This is a genomic window from Nitrobacter sp. CN101 (genome assembly GCF_055390255.1).
This window is the reverse complement of sequence record NZ_AP038833.1, coordinates 2383980-2402136: the sequence shown is the minus strand read 5'-3', so window position 1 is coordinate 2402136 and position 18157 is coordinate 2383980. Positions and strand designations below refer to the sequence as shown.

Sequence of the window (18157 nt, the reverse complement as noted above, 5' to 3'; positions counted from 1 at the left end):
CTGCGAACGCGCCTGACCGGCCATAAGCTCATAGAGCGCGGCTCGGAGTTGCGGCAGCCAAGCGCATGGGTTGTCGATAGCGGGCGGTGTCCCGCCCGGTGTACAGTTCATGGTGTGAAACCTTTGAGGTTATTTCGGCGGACGATTGTCCGCCGTATCGTCGTCAGGGTCGGGAAGCCCGGCGCGACTCAACGACGACGGGTAGATGAATCCTGCCGCTTCACATTGGGCCTTCTCGCTTGCGCGCTGCGCAAGAGATTCCTCGAAGTCCATCCCCTTTTCAGCTAGTAGCTGTCCGAGCGTGGTCGTCCCATTTTCGAGGTCCAAGGCTTCCGCGAGACTTTGTTTGTATGAGTCCGCTACGGGCTTGCCGTCCCCGTGCCACATGCTTTGTGTATAAGCGCCCGGTGCTTCCCAAAAGGCGGGCATACCGGGCGAAAGCTCGATTTTTCCCGTCTCTATGGATTCCTCAAGGAAGGCCGCAAACACGTTTCGATAGAAGGGTTCGACGATAGCCGCACGACGGCGCTTGTTGATGCGCCACGGCAATTCAAGCGCAAGCCGGGAGGCTGAGAACGATGTCGCGCTATAGTCGCCGGTCACATCTTCGTAAGCTGAACCGGCAGCCTTCGCGGCTTCACGGCCGAGACTCTTATCGAAGGCGTCGTACACAGCATTAGGATGCTCCGAGCGATGCATCTTGATTTTGTCGCCGGGAAGCAGATGGGTGATAGTGCCGGGCTGCAATGAGACTTTGTTTCCAGTGTAGAAATCTCCGGATTCTTTCAGCCGTTGGTCCAGCGACGCAAACGCTCCCGGTTGTTGCAATCCATCGTTGACGGCGAAGGCGCTGACCGCCTGCGCCGTAGGTAGCTCAGACTCGATGGTCGTGGCCGTCATGGTCTGAACAAGCGCGGCGTCTAAAGAGAACTCGCGAAGCGTGCCCTTCGAATGTGCGGCCGAAAGCGCAGCCGTGAGCGGCGACAATCCGCGCACTTGCCCAGGCAGGACCAAATCGTACAGGTGAAGGGCTCGTACGCGTCCCCAAGTTGTCCTGGACCGCACAAAGATCGCCTGCGGCGCGGCGTTAATGCTGCCCAGCACGAAAGGGCGAATCCAGTATCCGACGACACGGCCTCGGGCGTCGAACTGCACGCCCTGTAGGATACTGCCGTCACGTTCGGTGCGATTGATGGTCGAATCGAGTTGTCGGGAGTCCAACAACTTCACTTTGGTCGCTGTCTGCGCACCGTTCCCGCGCTGCCAGTCAAGCAAGACCACTGACTCGCCGGTGACAATGAAGCTCTTATAGCTTGCTGTGGCTAATTGGCTCAGCGTATGACGGCCGGACGCGTCACACTCAACCGGGTTACTTGCCCATGCCTGCCATGCCCTCTCTATCCGGTTTGAAAGGTCGCGCGCCGCTTCCGGGCTGATTCCCAAAGCGACATGATCGGGGCGCGACGACAGAGTTAGCCCGTTCCCCACGCCATAGACCGCCAAGTTTTCAACGAGCGTTGCGACGACACTATTCGACGTGAGCAAATCGGCCGTCACTGCGGCCGCTAATGACCGTTCGCGGGACACTTCGGCCCCCGGCGTGCCGACATAAGGCCCATAGCCCGCACGAAATACGGGAGCCGAATATCGTGCCCAGGTTAGGCTCGGCTTGCCGTCCGTACCGTCCATAAACCCCATTCGGGCTGACGACACGCCGCCGCTAATCGGCGGCAGAATTTCCGGCACGGCGGGGGACGACAATAGCGCGTTCTGTACTTTCGAGACTACTGCATCCGGTGCGGGCGCGCTCGATCCGCGCCATCTAAACCTATCTAGGAATCCCATTGGTTAGTACCCGATGCCCGTCTTCGGCTGGCCGTTCCGAGCGGCGTTAAACGCCTTCATGCTTTCAGCCAGTTCTTTGCGCCGTGCCTCTTTCGGATCAGCCGGGCTGAAATCCGCCGTCGCAGCACTGAGCCCAATCGGCCCCTGAGCGTCCATCGCTTGTAAGTATGGATTCGCAGCTGGGGCTTTGCCGAGAATGGCGCGAGCCGAGTCAGCGTCTAGTGAAGACCTCAAAGCCAATTCCGCCGCCAAGCTGGGGTTCAAGCGACCCTCTGAAGACTCGATTATGGCGGAAACCCTGAGTCGCTCGCTCAGAAGAACAGACGCGTTCGATCTGCCGCTCGTCGCGGCGGGTGTTTTAGTCATGTAGAAAGCCTCGTTATGTGTTGTGCGCCGCATTCAGTTTTGCGGCCAACTCTCGGATAGATGGTCCCGGCGTGGCCGGTGCCGTGGTCGCCTGTACGTTAACGACACCCGCAATGGCGGTGGCGTACACTAAGCAGTCGAACGGTTCATTTTTGCGGACGACACGATGATGGTAGTAGATCGGAGTGCCTTTTATCGTTTTGACTCTCAGTTCTTCCGATGCGAGGCCCTCGAAATACTCGGGCGGCAAATGATCCGGCAACCGTATGTACCCCGGCCCCATCTCTTCCATCGTTAGGCGCTTCTGCAAAGCGTGCTTCACCATATCGACGCCAACAATAAAATGACGTGTGTGACCTCGGCTTGTTCTGCTGGGGGTTAGTGACGGCCTACCAAAATCCGCCCTGCCAATGACCGGAACAATTCGTCGCGACTTACGGCGTTGCGCGTGAACGAACTTCAAAGCCTGATCTGCGCTAAAGTTTTTATCGATAGCGATCACTTCCAAGCTTAACGAGCGACCGTCCGCCAGCGGAAACACCGTGCCTAACGCATGGTCCAATTCGGACCATACGGCGTCGCCGGTCGTATCTCCCGGCAGCTTCAAGTGGTTTAAGACCGAGAACGTTTCGTCACTATGTTTTGCGAGGAAGGTACACTCTAGCCGATCAGACTGCACATCGATGCCACATGTGACATACTGGATATTTGAATTGTAAGGCGGCACAATCCGCTCGGCACGTTGCTCAAGCTCGGATGCTGACAACTCGACTTCGGTCCCGGCGTCATAAACGCGGGCGAGCGTCGTGTTATAGAATGACTGCTTTTTTTCCGGTGTCTTCGCAGCGTCGAATTGTTGTGCAACGGCTGCCATCGTCGAGAACAAGGACGATAGCTCGTCAAGATGATATGACCTAATGCCGCGTTCGCCTGTCGCGGTCGCGACCCACTTGCCGTCCGCGATCATGGCCCGGCGCTTCGGTTCGTCAATGACGACGCCACATTCTTCGCACGCCAGATGTGCCGTATCGGGTTTACCCTCTGTCCACTTCAGACATTCAAACGCCAGTGGGCCCGAATGATCGCAGTCCGGACACTTCACATGAAAGCGCCGCTGATCTCCCCGCGCGTACCATGCGCCAATGCGCGACCCCATCCGTGTGGTCGGAGTCGAGACAATTATGATCTTGCGGCCGAGACCTTCGTAGGTTTTGGTCCTCTTTATCGCAAGCTCTACCGGGTCACCTTCGACACCGGCGGATGACGCATATCTGTCGACCTCGTCTAGGAACAGGTATTTAATCGCCCGCGCGGCCAGTTCGTCGGGCTTGAAGCTGGAAGCGAAGGCGAGCGAACCGCCAGGAAATGTTTTCAGCGAAACAGAATTCACGCCCCCGCTTGATCCTCTTCGCGTTGCGTCGCCTTTTCCGATAAGCGCTCTCAGCGCAGGCGAACTCGCAATCAGCGGGTCCAGCCGTTCTCGCACGAACTTTTCGGCGTTAGGTCCGGTCGGAGAGACGTGCAGCATCGGGCCGGGTGCGGCTGCGATGCAGTGCCCCATAATTGCATTTATGACGGTACTCTTGCCGGTTTGTGATGCCAGCATAAGGACGATGATTTCTGCTTCATCGTCCGCGATGGCTTCAATGGGTTCGCGCTGATAGGCGTAAAGCCTTAGCGGCCCCGGTCTCGCGTTCGCCGAGGCCGGAAGGATTATCTCGCTTTCGGCAAAAACGGTCGGCGCGACAATCGGCGGCGGCGCAAGTGCGCGTAGCCAGCCGCGCGCCAGCGTGGCGTCAATCATTGGCGGTGTGTCTGTTCCTAGTTGAGCGACTCGGATTCGAGCGCTGCAAAAAATCGCTCTTCGTCGGCAAGATTTCCGAGCACGTCGCGGACCTCAGTCTCAACGATGCGTGCTATCTCCCGCGTGTCGTTCTTGTCCGCGACTTTTGGGGCGATGCGAGGCCCTAGCGAAAGGAGCGCGGTGCGAACTTCCGCTATGATGCGAGCGCCCGTCTCTGTAACGTTGGCACGGTCGATCAACGAGCCTTCAAGTTTTGCGTTGAGCAGTTCAAGCTTGCGGGCGCGGTGAAGCTCGGCCTGCGCTTTGGCCTTCGCCAAGGTGTTCGTTAGTTCGCTGTTCCCCCCCCTCGCCTCGCCCCATTGTGGCATGACCGAGCACGCGGTCATTATCGGCAATCGCTCGCACCGATTCGCACGCGTGATTGAAATTCGCCAAGCAATCCTGTTCGGTTAGCGTTGAAGTCTCAAGCGCCCGCTGGACCGTTTTTGGATCGAGGCCGGTTTCGTCGGCTATGCGGCGAATGACGCCGCGTGGTCGTCCCATGTTTCATTCTCGGCTATCTAAAAACGCGACATCGTTTGCGGAAATACTTCGGCAGCGGCCCGCTAGGGCCTTGACCCTGCGCTGCCAAGGACCCGCGCTCACCGCACGGGCGCGTTCGCCTCGGGGCCTGTGGCGCGGGCTGCATTGCTCGCGCCCCAATGCGGTGCATCCGCGCATTGGGGCGCTGTATCCATCCACCTCGCGAGCAAAGCCCGGCTGCGGACGGTGAATAGACGCGCGCCGCGCGCCCGTGGGACGCGACTGGTCGGAACGTACCTAGGGCACGCGGCGCGCTGATCCGTCCGCGCAGCGTGACGAGCGCGCGCATGACGGTGTTGGTGATCGGTGGACCTAATCGCCAGAGTCGGCGGGTGTTGCAGCGCTGAGCGTTTCCCTAATTAGCTGCCGTTGGACTTCTCTACCAAGTCGGGCTTGTACCTCAGCGCTTGCGGCCTTTGACCAAACCTCGTTAGCGTTGCCTTCACCTAGAGCGTATGACGCGGTTTCCGCAAAGATGCCTTTGACCGGCAGCCGTTCCTTGCCCTTCCGCTGCACGATAAACTTCGCGCCGCCCTTCGACATGACGAACGCATGTCGCGCGTGCAAGTGCGTCGACGGGCCTCCGGTGATCCGGTACGTTGATCCGCTTGCACCGCCAATGCGCGAGACCTTTGCGCCAGTCGCGGCAAGATTGATCCCGGACTTGTTGGCGGTGAAACTGGCGGACAAATTCGTTTGCGTGGTTCGCTTGACCCGGCTGACGACGGCTGTAAGCCGCGCCTTCGGAACGCCGATGTCCTTAGCCATCGTATCAAGTGCGATCTTGCGCGCGGCGGTCGCGCTCTGGTCGACGGCGCGACGAATGGCATTCCGTAATCCCCGCTGTGAAAGCTCGGACGCCCATCGTTCCAATGCCGCAGTGTCTATATCAACTCGCAGCGCGCCGGACACGACTAGCCTCCCGTGCGATCATATCTGATAGCGACCTGAAGACGGCGCTCGCGGCCAGTTCAACGGCTTCCGGATCATCGGTGATTAGAGCGATGCGATCTAGTTCGGCGGACGCGTCGTCGAGCGCACCGCTCACGGCCAGTATCGAGTTTCGAAGCCTCAAGTTTGTAGCCATCTTTGCAAATCCATGTCGGCGCGAATGTCGCGGTCCCGTTGTGCTTGCGTTACGCGCGTGGCGATCTCGACGGCCTTCATCGTCAAGCTAGTCGGCTTCAACCCGTCGACGTGAATCTTCAACCATGCTGGCGTCGTGTCGTTCTCAATCTGCATCGCTATCGTCTCCGGTTTGATCGCATCCGAAATTGCGGCGACCCTCGCCCGTGCGCAGATAGAGAACGTCACGCATTTTCCATGGGTCCGAAGTTGTCTCGCCGGAGCACGCGGAAGTACCGATGCCAATACATCCGGCCAATAGCGAGGTCAGCGTTTCGAACGCGGCGGCCTGCCGCTCGTTGGCATCAGCGGCGCGCTCTGCGGCGGCCGTCTGCCGCTCTGCCAGTTTTTCGATCCGCGCCAGTTTGGCGGTGACGCCAATCATCGCAAGGTCAGCGGCCAATATGGTGTCGGCGGGAACTGCATCATCATCGTCAAGATCGGCCGGTCGCAAGCCTGCGGCCAAGGCGTCGGCAACAAGATTCATCGGGCGTATTCCTGTGTCGTGACCGTCGTGAGCGGGGTCGCACGGTCGTTCTTAATGGCCGGGGCCTTAGCACCGTGGCGCATCTGCGGGGCTACCCGTGGCGGCGCGCCCTTCCCGCCAAGCCACGTGTTCCCATGTGCGCGGTTGTTCCCTACGGAGGCGTACGAGATAGAGATAGCTCTTCGGCCCCGATTGCTCTTGCCCATGGCGGCGTTTCCTAAAATTGACGGGCGAACGCGCCGGGCGTGATCGGACTACACGTCCCGGCGCGACATGAGGGCACGCGCTGTCCCGTCGACCGCGACCCCTCACCTATGGGCAGCCCCCAATTCCTTAATTGGCAAAATCTTAGAGTCCGGCCCCGACCGGGCGGCACTGGCGCGGGTACCTATCCCGACTGCCCGGTTTTCTCCCCCGCCTCTCCTGCTTTGACGACCGTGCGGACTGTCCAAACGGTCGCCCTCGTGCATCTCTCCCCCTATAGGGGGAGAGAATGGTGCACGGTCAGTGGGAAAATCAGTGCACGGTTGATGCACGGTGAGGCCATCCGACCGAAAGCTCGCTGTTTATGCCGAGATGCATCGACGTTAGTGTGTGGCGGGCTGCCACCCGCGAGGAAGTAGTCAAGTTTTTCACCCGGGATCGACGCTCGCCTAGCCGTAGCAAACGACCGGCGCCGCCGAGCAAAAACGGTTTGATAATCCGAACCCACCTTAGGCCTGTGGACACTTACGCTTATCTCCGCGCGCGCTTCGGAAAACCTAACGGCTTTCAGAATTTCCTCCGCAATGATGATAGCGACAACTGGATACACTGGGACTTCAATCTCAAGGCTGATGACGAAGACATTCACATCGCTGGCACGTCGCGCAACGTGCATATTCTCGTCTCGGAAGACCTGTCCGATCCAGACTGGAAGCAGTTAATCCTTACCCTCAAGGATGAATTCGGAAGACTCGGTAATGAAAAATCCGCCATAACGAAGACGTTCGAAAAATATCTGTCTTTCCAAAACAAGTTTGTCAGAATTTCCGGACTTTGTGCGGAGAGGCATGCAATAATTGTCGACGCGGACCCCCCGAACCTTACGCTACCACGCTCCACAAGCTCTAAACGCACGATACGTAAATACCATAAGGTATTAGATGTGTTGGGCAAGCGTGCGACCGCGCTATACGGCAACTGTCTCACTCTACGGCTGCTAACACCGATAATGGCTGAAGCCTACTTCAACATGCTGATTCTAGCGTTCTGCAAGAAGTCCATATTGGATGATAAGGCAGCTTATAGAGCATTCGTTAGGGCGAAAATTCCCCGCCGTATAGAATTGATTGCTGAAAACTGCGATGGATTCGTTGCAGTCATCCGCAAAGATACAAAGGCCTACGCGGATTTCATGCGCGTGATGAACCGCAGAAACTTCGCGATTCATGGGAACATGGATCCGGAAATGGAGCAGATTGAAACTGTCTATTTTGAGGGGCGACGACCGCTATTTGCGACAGGTGGCGACAATATCCTAAAGTTGTTCGAGCACCTTGAAGCGATAAATAAGCCAACGTCCGTGGTACGTGATTATGAAGCCGTGCACGCCTTCCTGCACGAAATCACGACTTACCTCTCTCCTAGGCATCAGAGGTTTTTTGAACAAGTTATCTCTGATCCCTATCCCGGCTACGAAGTACACAAAAAGCGCATAACCCGGATTCTGCCTAATCACAGTATGACCGGTTATCTCGAAGGCATGCGCTATGACGATGAACTATCGGTTGACTGGGTATGACAATCACCATGTTTGCACTTTCATCCGGTCAGGCGATACTCTGTCCGTCTGTTAGCCCCCACGCAAACCGCCTGATGGCTCTTTACGAGCTTGTCGAGCAACCGCGTCACATACGTCGGCTCTTTAAGCTCGGGCAGCCCTGCGGACTTACGATCCCGGTTCAGCCTCGCGAATACGTTACCCCTGGTCACCCCGACCTCCGTGATCGCGTCGCCCGTTACTTCGGCTTGCTCCACGACGCAAGACTCCAAGGCTCGCAGCGTGGCCGCAAGTTTGTCCGCAGGTGTGTCGGACGGTAATGGGACCGCTTCGTCATCATCTTCGGTCACGGCCCCTAGCGACGTGCCAATTTCCGGCTCGATAACAACCGGAGCACCTACTGGCCTGCCCTTGTCGTCAGTCCATAAGTTCAGAATTTTGATAGCGAACGGGAGGCGCTGACCACGTTGTCCGTCTCGCATCTTCACGGTCGATAAGACGCCGTCGCTCACAAACAACGTCGTTTCCGCTTTTGCGAGCAACGCGTTTGAGCCCCGCATTCCACGGCTCTCGTCCTTTCCCGTATGATGAACCGGCATAACGGTTGCGTTCGTTTCCGCAAGGATGGTTCGTAAATTGCGCAGAAACACCCCAACGTCCGCGCTCGAATTTTCGTCCATTCCAGGCGTCACAGCGTTGACGGTATCAATTGCGACAGCACGACACGGTAGCCCGGTCATCGACTCTAACAGAGCTACGGCGTCGACAATGGCTTTCGCAGCCTTCCTGTCTTTGAACAGGTCAACGTCGACGCGAATGAACGCTAACGGCAAGCTCTCGCTGTTCGCAATGCCGTGGTGTTCGCGCCAAGCCTTTGCGCGGCGCGCCGTGCCGTTCGGCCCCTCAACACTGATATACAAGACGCTGCCCCGCTTAACGTCCCGGCCCCGCCACGGCTTTCCGGTCGCAACGTGGTAAAGCATGTCGAGCACGGCAAGAGACTTCCCCGAATTTGGGGCACCATAGATCACGCAAAGAGTCTCGGCCTCGATGATTTCTCCGATAAGCCAATCCGGCAGAGTCGCATTCGCGGCAACATCAGACTCGAACTCAAATGGCAGCTTCTTACCGTTCTCGTTCTCGACGACAGCGCCGAACGCTTCGCCATCGCTAGGCTTCGAGACGTTCGCCGGGTTGCGCTTCGCCCGCGTGTATTCCCGCGCCAGTTCGCGATTGCTCGGCTCGCCGGTCCAGTCACTATGTTCCTCGCAAAACACCGCATAATCGGCTGCGCTCAGATTCGGATATGCTCCGATCAGGAACGTCGCGGCCTTTAGGCGGTTTGCCGACCGATCTTCGCCGGGATGGTCGCAAAAGAACTTGAAGTCCGGTCGATTCTCAAAGATGAAATCGAGCGGATATGTTCCCCCTGTCGCGTCGAAGAGCGACGCATAGTCGTCGCGCTTCCCGCTTTCGATGTCATCAAGTGCGGCACGGTAATCGCTATCGGTTTCGCCTAGCGATGTTTCGTTGTGGTCGCCCGACGACGCGCCGATCAACTCGGTGATGAAAGTGGGAAGTGGGGGTAACTGCTTTGATGTGACCGCGCGGCAGAATGCGGCCAGATCGGCGCGGGTGCCGTAGGCTTTGCCGTCTTCGCGGATCGAGCCTGGGGCCACGAACTGACCGCCCGTGCCTCGGACATCGGTGCCGTAGTTCTTTTTGAGCAGGCCCGCTTTGTTGGTGAACGCGCCGTCTGCATCTGAAAAGATATAGTGCTTGCCGCCTGATTTGGTCGGCAGCACAGGTACGCCAGCCGGTACGCCGCCGTTCTCTTTGAACAGCGCGTCCATAAGCTCGGGGCCGTTGTCCTTTTGGTCGGCGTCGAGCACCACGAGGTGACTTGGGCCGCAGGCGACAGACGGTACAGCGTCCCGATGTGCGCGCCACATGCGCTTGACGACCTCGGGGTCTTTGGTCGCGCCGACGTGAATCGGGTCTTTGCCCTCGTTCTTCTCGCAAAATTCCTCTATCGCGGCTTCGCGGTCTTCGGGCGTGATATCAGTGTCGAGCTTATTGAATCGGGGGACTAGCGGAACTTTGCCGCTTGAGGGGAATACAGCTACGCCGATCTTGGCTAAAGCTAATGGCGTTGACCTTGTTCGTGTTGCGGCGTTCGCCGGTAGTATCGACGCTCATGCCGCGATGCCTTGCGTTTTGTTCTGTTCAATATACTGGCGAACCATTCGCTCATACTCGCGGGAGCTATATTTGTCGCGTGCAGCTTGCCGCTGATCGGCATTACCGCCAATCGCAGCGTCAATGTTCTCGCTGACCCAATCCGCAATAAGCGCCGTTCGATCCTCGGGGGACATGCGGGCGAGAAGTCTGCGAGACTGATCGTCGCTGCGACCTACGTCGTCCAAGACACAATTGTACGCGTGCGGTAACATCTTGATTCGGCTCGCCCGGTCGGCCTTGTCGACTGCGTCAATCTCGCCTTCGACGGACTGACGTTCCAGCAAACGCACAAAGGCAACTTGTTCCTCCGGTGACAGAGAAGCGATTGCGCTGCGGCGCGCGTCGCTGTCGAATTGGGTATTGCGCGTTGCGCTCCGGAGGTTTGGCTTGATGCACTTGGGTGTCGCGTCGGTAGGCTCAGCGTCGACAAGGTCGTCCGATTTCTCGGCTGCCATTCGCGCCGCAAGCGCTAGGATATGTTGCCCCCGCTTTACGCGAGCATTTGCCGTTGCAACCGATACGCCAAGGCGAGACGCGATATAGTCTCGACGCTGCTTGAACGTGTAGTGCAGGCCCGCAAGAGCGTCGTCCAAAGCGGCGACAATGGCGGCGCGGATATCTTCGGCCCTGGTATGCTCAAGCTGGCTGATGCAGCGCTCGACACGGGCACGTCGTTCATCGTCGGAGCGGCAGTCCCGCAATAAGCCGCGCTGGAAAAACTCGCGGCGCTTAATTTGCTCGCGCAAGCGAAAGGTCTTTGCGTCAATGTCGTCATCCAAGTCACGATTGCCCTGGGCAAGCAACTCGCCGCCGCGGCTCTGGCGAGCGTCTGAGATCAGCGTTAGGGATGCGGGGCTGAACGGTAGTTCGTTGGGATTGCAATCGGGATCGTGCTGCCCGGCTTGATGCGGGGCGTCGAAAGAAGTCATAGGGCTAAGTCCGATAGGTGCTTCGGCTTGCCGCGCGCAAAGACGGCGCGGGACCGCAGATGATGTGGGAATTTTAAGCGACGCGGCTTAGGCCGTCGCGCGACTAGCAAGCCGCTCTTGCGTCTCGCGTTCGGCCTGCGCAAGCCGCTTAGCATCGCGTGCTTCAAGCATCGCGCGGGAGAACAGAATCTTGCCGCCGATTTTTATCGGCGCGGGAAGCTCGCCGTTCGATATGCTCGTGTAAACCCAACTCCTAGACCGGGGCCGCGTCGGACTGCCGTAGCGTTTGCAAATGTTGGCGACTTCGAGATACTGCGGCAAGTCATTATGATCGGTCACTGTAGAATCTCCCACCATGCGGGCGCACGCCGTCATTCGGCCGCCACGCCGTCAAAGAACGTTCGAGGGTTTAATGGTTGTCTGAACCAGCCGACGCGGGGTTTCGCACGTCGGAGACGAACCGGCCTCTTTTCCTGCCCGCCGTAAAGGTGCGCAGGGTTTCGTTCCGGTCGAATGACAGGACCAAAGCGGTGACCGCTTGGCCTATTTGGCAGCGTATGGCCTCAAATCGAATTTCGTCAATTTAAAAGACCTGCGGCCCGCTTCCGTAGTGAAAACGATCTTCCGGCCGTTTTGCGCCACTTCCGACAAAAAAATAATTTTCAGGGCTTGGACAGGTTTCCGATTGCTTGCGCCAGCGCTTCAAGCGCCCCGCGACGCTCGGGCACCGGGTCGTGATTTTGATACGTTCGGACCAGCATTGGCGGCAGATGGTTCAGAACGCTTTCCACGGCATAGGGCGCAACGCCCGCCCCTCGCATGATTGTCGCCGCTGTCCGTCGAAGGTCGTGCGCCACGAAATGCGGAATGCCGAGCCTCACAGCAATGTCGGCGCAAGCGTGCGGCAAGCTATGCCGATTCATCGGCCGGTCGCCGAAGGTTCGTGACCGAAATACCGCGACGGCATTCTCCCGGCCTTCAAGCTCGGCCTTGATGACTGCGAGCGCGGCCGGGGTTAGCGGGACAACGTGCGCTCGCTTGTTCTTCGAACGCGCGGCCGGAATGGTCCAAGTCCCCTCGCCTTCCGTCAAGTCGAGTTCGTCAACCGTCATTCCGACCACCTCGCCAGGGCGTTGGCCGGTCAGAAGGATGAAGCGCAACGCCGCGCGGGTCGTGCTGCCGATGGCACTTTTCGGGTTTGTTAGTTCGCGTAGGAAGGCTTTCAATTCGGTGGTCGACAGGGTGCGCTCACGCTTATTTTCATCGGCTCGCTTCGCCAGCCCGGCCATCGGGTTTCCTTTCAGCCTGCCCTCGCTTACGGCCCATCGGAACATTTTGTGCAGGCTCGATTGGTGGCGGTTCGCGGAAACGGGAGCATGTTCCGCGATCTTCGACAGCGCGGTAGCGATCTCGTCTCGGCCGAGCGTCGAGACGGCGCGACGCCCCCACGCCGGAAGCCGCTTCGCGCCCGTCTTGTCCGGCCAGCCTTCTGCGAAGTGCGCAAGCTGGCGTTCGTCCGCTTCCCAGGATCGCTTTTTTGCTTTGCCGTGCAGCCGGACAAAATCGTCCGCCAATTCTCGGAATGTGGTTTGCGAGATTGCCTGCGCTCGACGCTTCGCCTGATCTTCAGCTCTCACGTCCCGGTCGGACGCGGCGGCCACGCGGTGCTTATCCGCCAGCTTCCGGGCAGCGGCCAGCGTCAGGTCTGGAAAGTGGCCCAGGGTGAGCTTGATCGGCTTCCCGCCTTTCGGACGATGCACGAAACAGAAGCTCTTCGCGCCTTCGCTGATCCGGACCTGTAGTCCCCGGCAGGCCGAGTCCATGCGTTCTATCCGCTGGCCGCTTCCAGCGGTGGCCGTTTGTAACCAGTCCGACGTGATTTTCTCCGCCATTGGATACCCCCGGTCATGTGCTCTAAATTCCCAATAGAGCACATGATGTCAGCGGCTGTAAACGCGCCTCGGGAAACACAGGGGAAACAAATTCCTCAAACGCTCTTATACAAATACGTACATATTAGCGCGTAAGTCATTGTAATTTCAGACAACGGCATACTGCCTAAAACACCCTAAAACGGCGATTTTTCGACTTTTAATCATGGGGTCGAGGGTTCGAGTCCCTCCGCGCTCACCACAAAATCAACTCGTTAGCCATCCGGCTAGACCACCTCTCGCAGTAGGTGAAAAACGTTCGTCCTGGTGGGATATCCGAAGTTTTCGAAACCGTTATTCGCTAGGGGACCGCTGGGTGGTTTTTGAGCGCTTCGTCCCTCGGCTCGCCAATCGCCCTCATCCGCTACAGCACCAGCAATTGGGGCTATAGACGTCCCAGGGGGACCTCGCATACGATCTCGCGCCAAAGTCGCCTAATCGTCCCTACTTGAGGTACGAGCCTCGGGACCATCTAATGGGTATAGCGATCGTAATATCGTTGAAGACTGTTCCGGGGCGGCTGCGAGCCTTTGGTCAAGATCACGCCCAGCGCGAAACCGATAATTCCTGCCGTTAAGAGAGCGCTCCCCGGGCTTCTGGCGACGAGATCGGAGCCGTGATCGTAAGCGGCTGAGCCCGATTTCGTTAAGTTAGCAGCCAAGTCTCGCGTGGCGCGCTTGACCTGATCGGATGCATTTCGGAGTGCGCCTTCATTTTCCGCGCCGCCGCTAATATTCGCCATCAATCGCTCCCTTTGATCGCTCCATTTGAAGCATCAACCGAGCGCGAGCGCGATAGTTCCGAGGCTTCGCGCTTGGCGAGATGTTCGACGCGCCAGCGCCGCCGTTACGATTGAAGGACGGCGATAATCCGCGCCAGTCTTGTCGCAATTCAGGGCTCCGCGTCGTATAAATCGTCGCCAAACTCGGACTTCGTTTTGACGGGGCGAGAAGGTTTCCGGTTGCGGAACCCCTTCCCTCTCGTACAGTCTATTAGATCGATCAAGCAGCGTGAGACTTTACCAGCATGACAGAATTCCTAAGTCAAATTATGATCCCGATCGCGCTGGCTTCCGTCGCGGCCGTACTGGTGCTAGGCCTCGTAAACATGATGCGCGGCGGCAATCCGTGGCGCTCGCAATACCTGATGCAAACCCGAGTTGTACTGCAATTCATCGCGATCGTCTTAGTCATGCTGACGATCTGGTCGATGATGGGACAGCAGTAGATCTACACGGTCTCAGGGAACCATCTGCCTCTTAGCGCATTGCCAGATCCGGGCGGTCTCCCTTGGCCGGGTACCGTCCGACTTCACTCGACCTGGCCCGCCTCCCTCACGCGTGGATGGCGGGCCTTTTGTCGTCACTCTTGGACCTGGGATTTTTGAACCTGGGACAAAAACTGCTCAACCGACCGTTGGGGCGGCTTGGTTTAGGCTGGAGATAAACGCCTGAATCGCCTTCTCAACCTCCTGGGAGACCTCGGCATTGTACGGTCCCTTGATCTGAATAAGCTTGTAAGGCGAGCGTTTTCTGGCAGGCAATTGAAGAAATTCGCCCGACGCAAGCAGGAAGCCTGATTTACTGACCTCGAACGTCGCAAGCCGCTGGCCGTCTCCGCGCACCGAGAAAATTCGGCTGAAGCCGCGTATGACATTTCCCGCGTAGCTCGCAACGCAATGATGCATTTCCGCGCCCTCAGCGTGAAGCGCCGCGCCTGACTGGAGCGCTACAATTTCGTACCCATCAATGATCCTCCTGCGCGGCAGGTCTCCATAGTCGATAACCTCGTTCCACCCGATCTTGTGGGTCAGAAGGTACGCCTTCTCGCTGCTGGCTTGCGCGAGCTCATCGTGCCATTCGAGCGCCGCTCGGTAAGCGCGTTCATAACTCCAGCGCCGATTGAACTGGCCGATATGAAATGCCGCATAATCCGCAACAGCGGACGCCTGATCCAGGGGACCACCCGCCGTGTTCGCCGTATGATCACCCATCGCGCACACTGCCCAGTCAAAGAGGGCCTTCGCGCTCTGCTCACGACGACACATTGCCTCCGACCATTCCCCGAGCGCGCGCAACCAGTTGTGCTGCTTGCGGATCGCGGATGGAATTGCCTGCGCCAATGGTGAGGGCGGGATATCGCACAAACTCTGAATGGTCTGATATTCGGTGGGACCAGCACGAAACGCTTGCCCTTTGAGCGCGCGTAAGGGCCGGATAAGTCCATAATACCTCAAGAGATCGCGCAATTTTGGGCGATCATGAACAATCGCTTGCCAGTCCTGCTGGATAAATTCTCGTTCGCTTGGGCGAAAACACTCCATGCCCTGCGCCGCCGCGACGACAAGGACCGGAGCTTGCCGCAGATAATCGATCGCGAAAGGTTCGGCCACGACCATGGTCACAGCCGCGATCGCCAATGGCCTGACCGCGAACATGTTCTCAGCTTCGCGTGCACAGGCCTGAACCCAAGGTTCATCCCGCAGCAGACCGTTAGCTGCGAATTCGGGAGCCAGCCACTGCAGCAGGCTCTTCTGTGCGTCATCCTTCATGCGAGGCCTTGAGCATTCCCGACCAGAAACGTCCCGACTTTAGGCTTCGGTCGGATTGAATATATTCTCTCCTTTGAACTCCTTTGAAGCAACACGGTGGGTAACCTCTAGTTGCCAATCGTCGAAGGCATAGGGCCCGCATGTCGCTATCCTCAACGAACAGCATCTGAAATTCTGGCTTGCCGGCAGCCGTATTTGAAGATCTCTGTTCTTCCTCGCCGAAACTGAGTATGAGCGTTTCAAGATCAATAAACTTGCCCGATTCGTTACGGTTTTGCTGGACAGCAACAGTGGCGGGTCAGGAATTTTCTTTAAGTGCGCAATTGATGTGCGGAGGTAATATATTGAATTGATTAGTGATTGGCCAATATCGACCGAGACACTATTTCGTGCACGCTAACGTGACGATGGACTCAAGCCATCGGCCGCGATTCGCCTTGCCGCTATTTTGGACACAATCTGCCGGAATAACGCGGCGATCACGAAAATCGAGGAATTAGTTCATGCGTCATGTTCGCATTCATGCTGTTCTTTTTTCATGTGGCCTGATTGCGGGCTTGGCTTCTCCGGCGCTTGCCGGAAAAACTTATGACGGGCTTTGGAACGTCAGGATCGTCACCAAGACGGGCACCTGCGACCCGGTGGCGCAATATCCTCTGACCGTTACCGACGGTAAGGTTTCGGCGGCAGGCGCTGACATCACCGGCAGCGTCGGAAACCAAGGCTACGTGAAGGTATCGATCCGTGGCGCTTACGCCAACGGACAGCTCAACGGTAACGTCGGATCGGGTAAGTGGAACGGAGCGTCCGGAGGAGTTCCTTGTAGCGGGCGCTGGGAAGCTTCGCGTCAGTAATATTGGGATGATGCAAATGGGATTTGGGGGGACCATGTCACGAGGATTATCCGCCGCGTGCGCGCTCGGCGCTGTGGTGATGCTGTCGATATCCGCTAGTTCCGCGGGAGCGGGGCCGTTTGACGGCCTGGCGGGCGTCTGGACCGGACGTGGCACTATACAGCTGGAGGATGGCTCGACCGAAAAGATCCGCTGCAAGGCCACCTATGCCGTGAGTGGCGATTCCCAGGGCCTCAATCAGACGCTGCTATGCGCCAGCGACAGTTACAAATTCGAACTCAGAAGCAATGTGCTCGCTCGAAACGGCGTTCTGTCGGGAGAGTGGCGCGAGACCAGCCGCAATGTTAGCGGAACCCTCGAAGGACGGGCCGGTAACGGCCAGTTTAACGTCGACGTCAGCGCTCCCGCATTTACGGCAAAGCTCAAGATGAAGACGAACGGCAACCGGCAGGACGTGGTCATCAGTTCGGACGGCCAGTTCAAGGGGGCCAGTATCTCGCTGTCCCGTTCCTGATTTCAAGCGCAGTCTTCGGCATAGCGCCTCCGAGCGAAGTGCAATTCGGTTGCGTGAAGAAAGCGCGTCGGAAAAAAGATCGAGTCTTTCACCGTTCCGTGAAGCGGTGAAAGACTCTGGTCAGATTCCCTCAAACAACGCCGTCGAGAGATACCGCTCCGAGAACGAGGGGACGACGGCAAGAATGGTTTTGCCCTCGCTGCCGGGCCTCCGGCCGATGGCAAGCGCCGCTGCAACAGCTGCACCGGACGAAATCCCCCCTGGAATGCCTTCGCTACGCGCCAAGGCACGGGCGGTTTCCAATGCCGTGGCGCTATCGACTTTCACGACCTCATCGATGACGGAACGATCCAGGATTTGGGGGACAAAACCCGCGCCGATCCCCTGGATCTTGTGCGGCGAATGCCGTCCGCCCGACAGTACGGCGCTCTCCTCGGGTTCGACTGCAACGATGCGCAAGGACGGCTTGCGGGGCTTCAGGGCCTGACCAATCCCCGTTATGGTCCCGCCAGTACCGACCCCAGCCACGACCCAATCAATGTTCCCACCGGTATCGTTCCATATCTCTTCGGCCGTGGTGAGCCGGTGAATCTCCGGATTGGCGAGGTTCTTGAACTGTTGCGGCATGACGGCGTGCGGGGTCGTGCGCACCAGTTCCTCGGCCATGGCGATTGACCCTTTCATACCCTCTGCCGCCGGCGTCAGAACGATTTCCGCTCCCAGAAAGGCCAGCATCTTGCAGCGCTCCGTCGAGACCGACTCTGGCATCACCAGCTTCAGGCGGTAGCCACGCGAGGCCGCAACGAACGCCAGCGCTATGCCAGTGTTTCCCGAGGTCGGCTCGATCAGAACCGTGTCGGCTTCGATCTTGCCAGCTTTCTCCATTGCCACGATCATTGCCGCGCCGATACGATCCTTCACGCTCGTGGCTGGGTTGAAGTATTCCAGTTTGGCCAGAATGATTGCATTCACACCATGCTGCTGTGGCAGCCTGCGAAGCCGGACGATCGGGGTGTCTCCAACCGTATCGACAATGCTGTCGAACACACGGCCACGGCCGGCATGGTGCGGTGCATCAACCTTTGATTTTGTATCCATGTCAGCGTCCTCGAATAGTTGAACAATGCTCATCACGATCAGCCAGCGTATCGGGGGCTAAAGTCTGGC

The 18157-nt window shown here is 58.2% G+C and carries 16 protein-coding genes; 4 read left to right on the top strand and 12 right to left on the bottom strand.

Annotated features, from left to right (window positions below):
- Positions 1-129: 129 nt before the first annotated feature.
- The 6 genes from ACZ5IL_RS11905 to ACZ5IL_RS11880 form a co-directional block, all read right to left on the bottom strand.
- Positions 130-1761, bottom strand: coding sequence for a phage portal protein (locus ACZ5IL_RS11905; protein WP_464591648.1), 1632 nt, complete (start codon positions 1759-1761; stop codon positions 130-132).
- A 463-nt stretch (positions 1762-2224) separates the two neighbouring features.
- On the bottom strand, positions 2225-4015 hold the full coding sequence (locus ACZ5IL_RS11900) for a phage terminase large subunit family protein (RefSeq protein ID WP_464591646.1): 1791 nt from the start codon (positions 4013-4015) through the stop codon (positions 2225-2227).
- Between the two features lie 17 nt (positions 4016-4032).
- Complete coding sequence (locus tag ACZ5IL_RS11895) at positions 4033-4332, bottom strand: hypothetical protein (protein ID WP_464591644.1); 300 nt, start codon at positions 4330-4332, stop codon at positions 4033-4035.
- Positions 4333-4909: 577 nt separating this feature from the next.
- Positions 4910-5509, bottom strand: a complete 600-nt coding sequence (locus tag ACZ5IL_RS11890) for a hypothetical protein (RefSeq protein WP_464591642.1) — start codon at positions 5507-5509, stop codon at positions 4910-4912.
- A 159-nt stretch (positions 5510-5668) separates the two neighbouring features.
- Positions 5669-5839 carry a hypothetical protein gene (locus tag ACZ5IL_RS11885; RefSeq protein WP_464591640.1) on the bottom strand — a complete coding sequence of 57 codons (171 nt, stop codon included), beginning with the start codon at positions 5837-5839 and terminating at the stop codon, positions 5669-5671.
- Positions 5829-6209 (bottom strand): hypothetical protein, encoded by a 381-nt coding sequence (locus ACZ5IL_RS11880; RefSeq protein ID WP_464591638.1) that lies wholly within the window; start codon positions 6207-6209, stop codon positions 5829-5831. Before ACZ5IL_RS11880 ends, ACZ5IL_RS11885 begins: the two co-directional genes overlap by 11 nt.
- Before the next feature lie 721 nt (positions 6210-6930).
- Between ACZ5IL_RS11880 and ACZ5IL_RS11875 the strand changes: the two genes are divergently transcribed.
- Positions 6931-7992: a hypothetical protein gene (locus ACZ5IL_RS11875; RefSeq protein ID WP_464591636.1), complete on the top strand. Its 1062-nt coding sequence runs from the start codon at positions 6931-6933 to the stop codon at positions 7990-7992.
- Between the two features lie 20 nt (positions 7993-8012).
- On the opposite strand, the gene ACZ5IL_RS11870 is transcribed toward ACZ5IL_RS11875, so the two are convergent.
- The 4 genes from ACZ5IL_RS11870 to ACZ5IL_RS11855 form a co-directional block, all read right to left on the bottom strand.
- Positions 8013-10103, bottom strand: coding sequence for an AAA family ATPase (locus tag ACZ5IL_RS11870; protein WP_464596899.1), 2091 nt, complete (start codon positions 10101-10103; stop codon positions 8013-8015).
- A gap of 63 nt (positions 10104-10166) precedes the next feature.
- Positions 10167-11141, bottom strand: a complete 975-nt coding sequence (locus tag ACZ5IL_RS11865; protein ID WP_464591634.1) for a hypothetical protein — start codon at positions 11139-11141, stop codon at positions 10167-10169.
- Between the two features lie 87 nt (positions 11142-11228).
- The gene (locus ACZ5IL_RS11860; RefSeq protein ID WP_464591632.1) at positions 11229-11480 is read right to left on the bottom strand and encodes a helix-turn-helix transcriptional regulator; all 252 of its coding nucleotides are present in this window, start codon (positions 11478-11480) and stop codon (positions 11229-11231) included.
- A gap of 323 nt (positions 11481-11803) precedes the next feature.
- Positions 11804-13033: a tyrosine-type recombinase/integrase gene (locus ACZ5IL_RS11855; protein ID WP_464591630.1), complete on the bottom strand. Its 1230-nt coding sequence runs from the start codon at positions 13031-13033 to the stop codon at positions 11804-11806.
- A 1065-nt stretch (positions 13034-14098) separates the two neighbouring features.
- On the opposite strand from ACZ5IL_RS11855, the gene ACZ5IL_RS11850 reads away from it, so the two are divergent.
- The gene (locus tag ACZ5IL_RS11850; RefSeq protein ID WP_079446955.1) at positions 14099-14299 is read left to right on the top strand and encodes a twin transmembrane helix small protein; all 201 of its coding nucleotides are present in this window, start codon (positions 14099-14101) and stop codon (positions 14297-14299) included.
- A gap of 177 nt (positions 14300-14476) precedes the next feature.
- Here the strand turns inward: ACZ5IL_RS11850 and ACZ5IL_RS11845 are convergent, their stop codons facing one another.
- Positions 14477-15622 (bottom strand): PcfJ domain-containing protein, encoded by a 1146-nt coding sequence (locus ACZ5IL_RS11845; RefSeq protein ID WP_464591628.1) that lies wholly within the window; start codon positions 15620-15622, stop codon positions 14477-14479.
- A gap of 503 nt (positions 15623-16125) precedes the next feature.
- Here ACZ5IL_RS11845 and ACZ5IL_RS11840 point away from each other — a divergent pair.
- Together ACZ5IL_RS11840 and ACZ5IL_RS11835 are read left to right on the top strand one after the other, a co-directional pair.
- The gene (locus ACZ5IL_RS11840; RefSeq protein WP_464591627.1) at positions 16126-16476 is read left to right on the top strand and encodes a hypothetical protein; all 351 of its coding nucleotides are present in this window, start codon (positions 16126-16128) and stop codon (positions 16474-16476) included.
- Positions 16477-16492: 16 nt separating this feature from the next.
- On the top strand, positions 16493-16990 hold the full coding sequence (locus ACZ5IL_RS11835; RefSeq protein ID WP_464591625.1) for a hypothetical protein: 498 nt from the start codon (positions 16493-16495) through the stop codon (positions 16988-16990).
- 120 nt (positions 16991-17110) lie between these two features.
- Here ACZ5IL_RS11835 and cysK read toward each other — a convergent pair whose 3' ends face one another.
- Entirely contained in the window at positions 17111-18088 is a 978-nt protein-coding gene (cysK, locus tag ACZ5IL_RS11830; RefSeq protein WP_464591623.1) for a cysteine synthase A, read from the bottom strand.
- Positions 18089-18157: the final 69 nt, after the last annotated feature.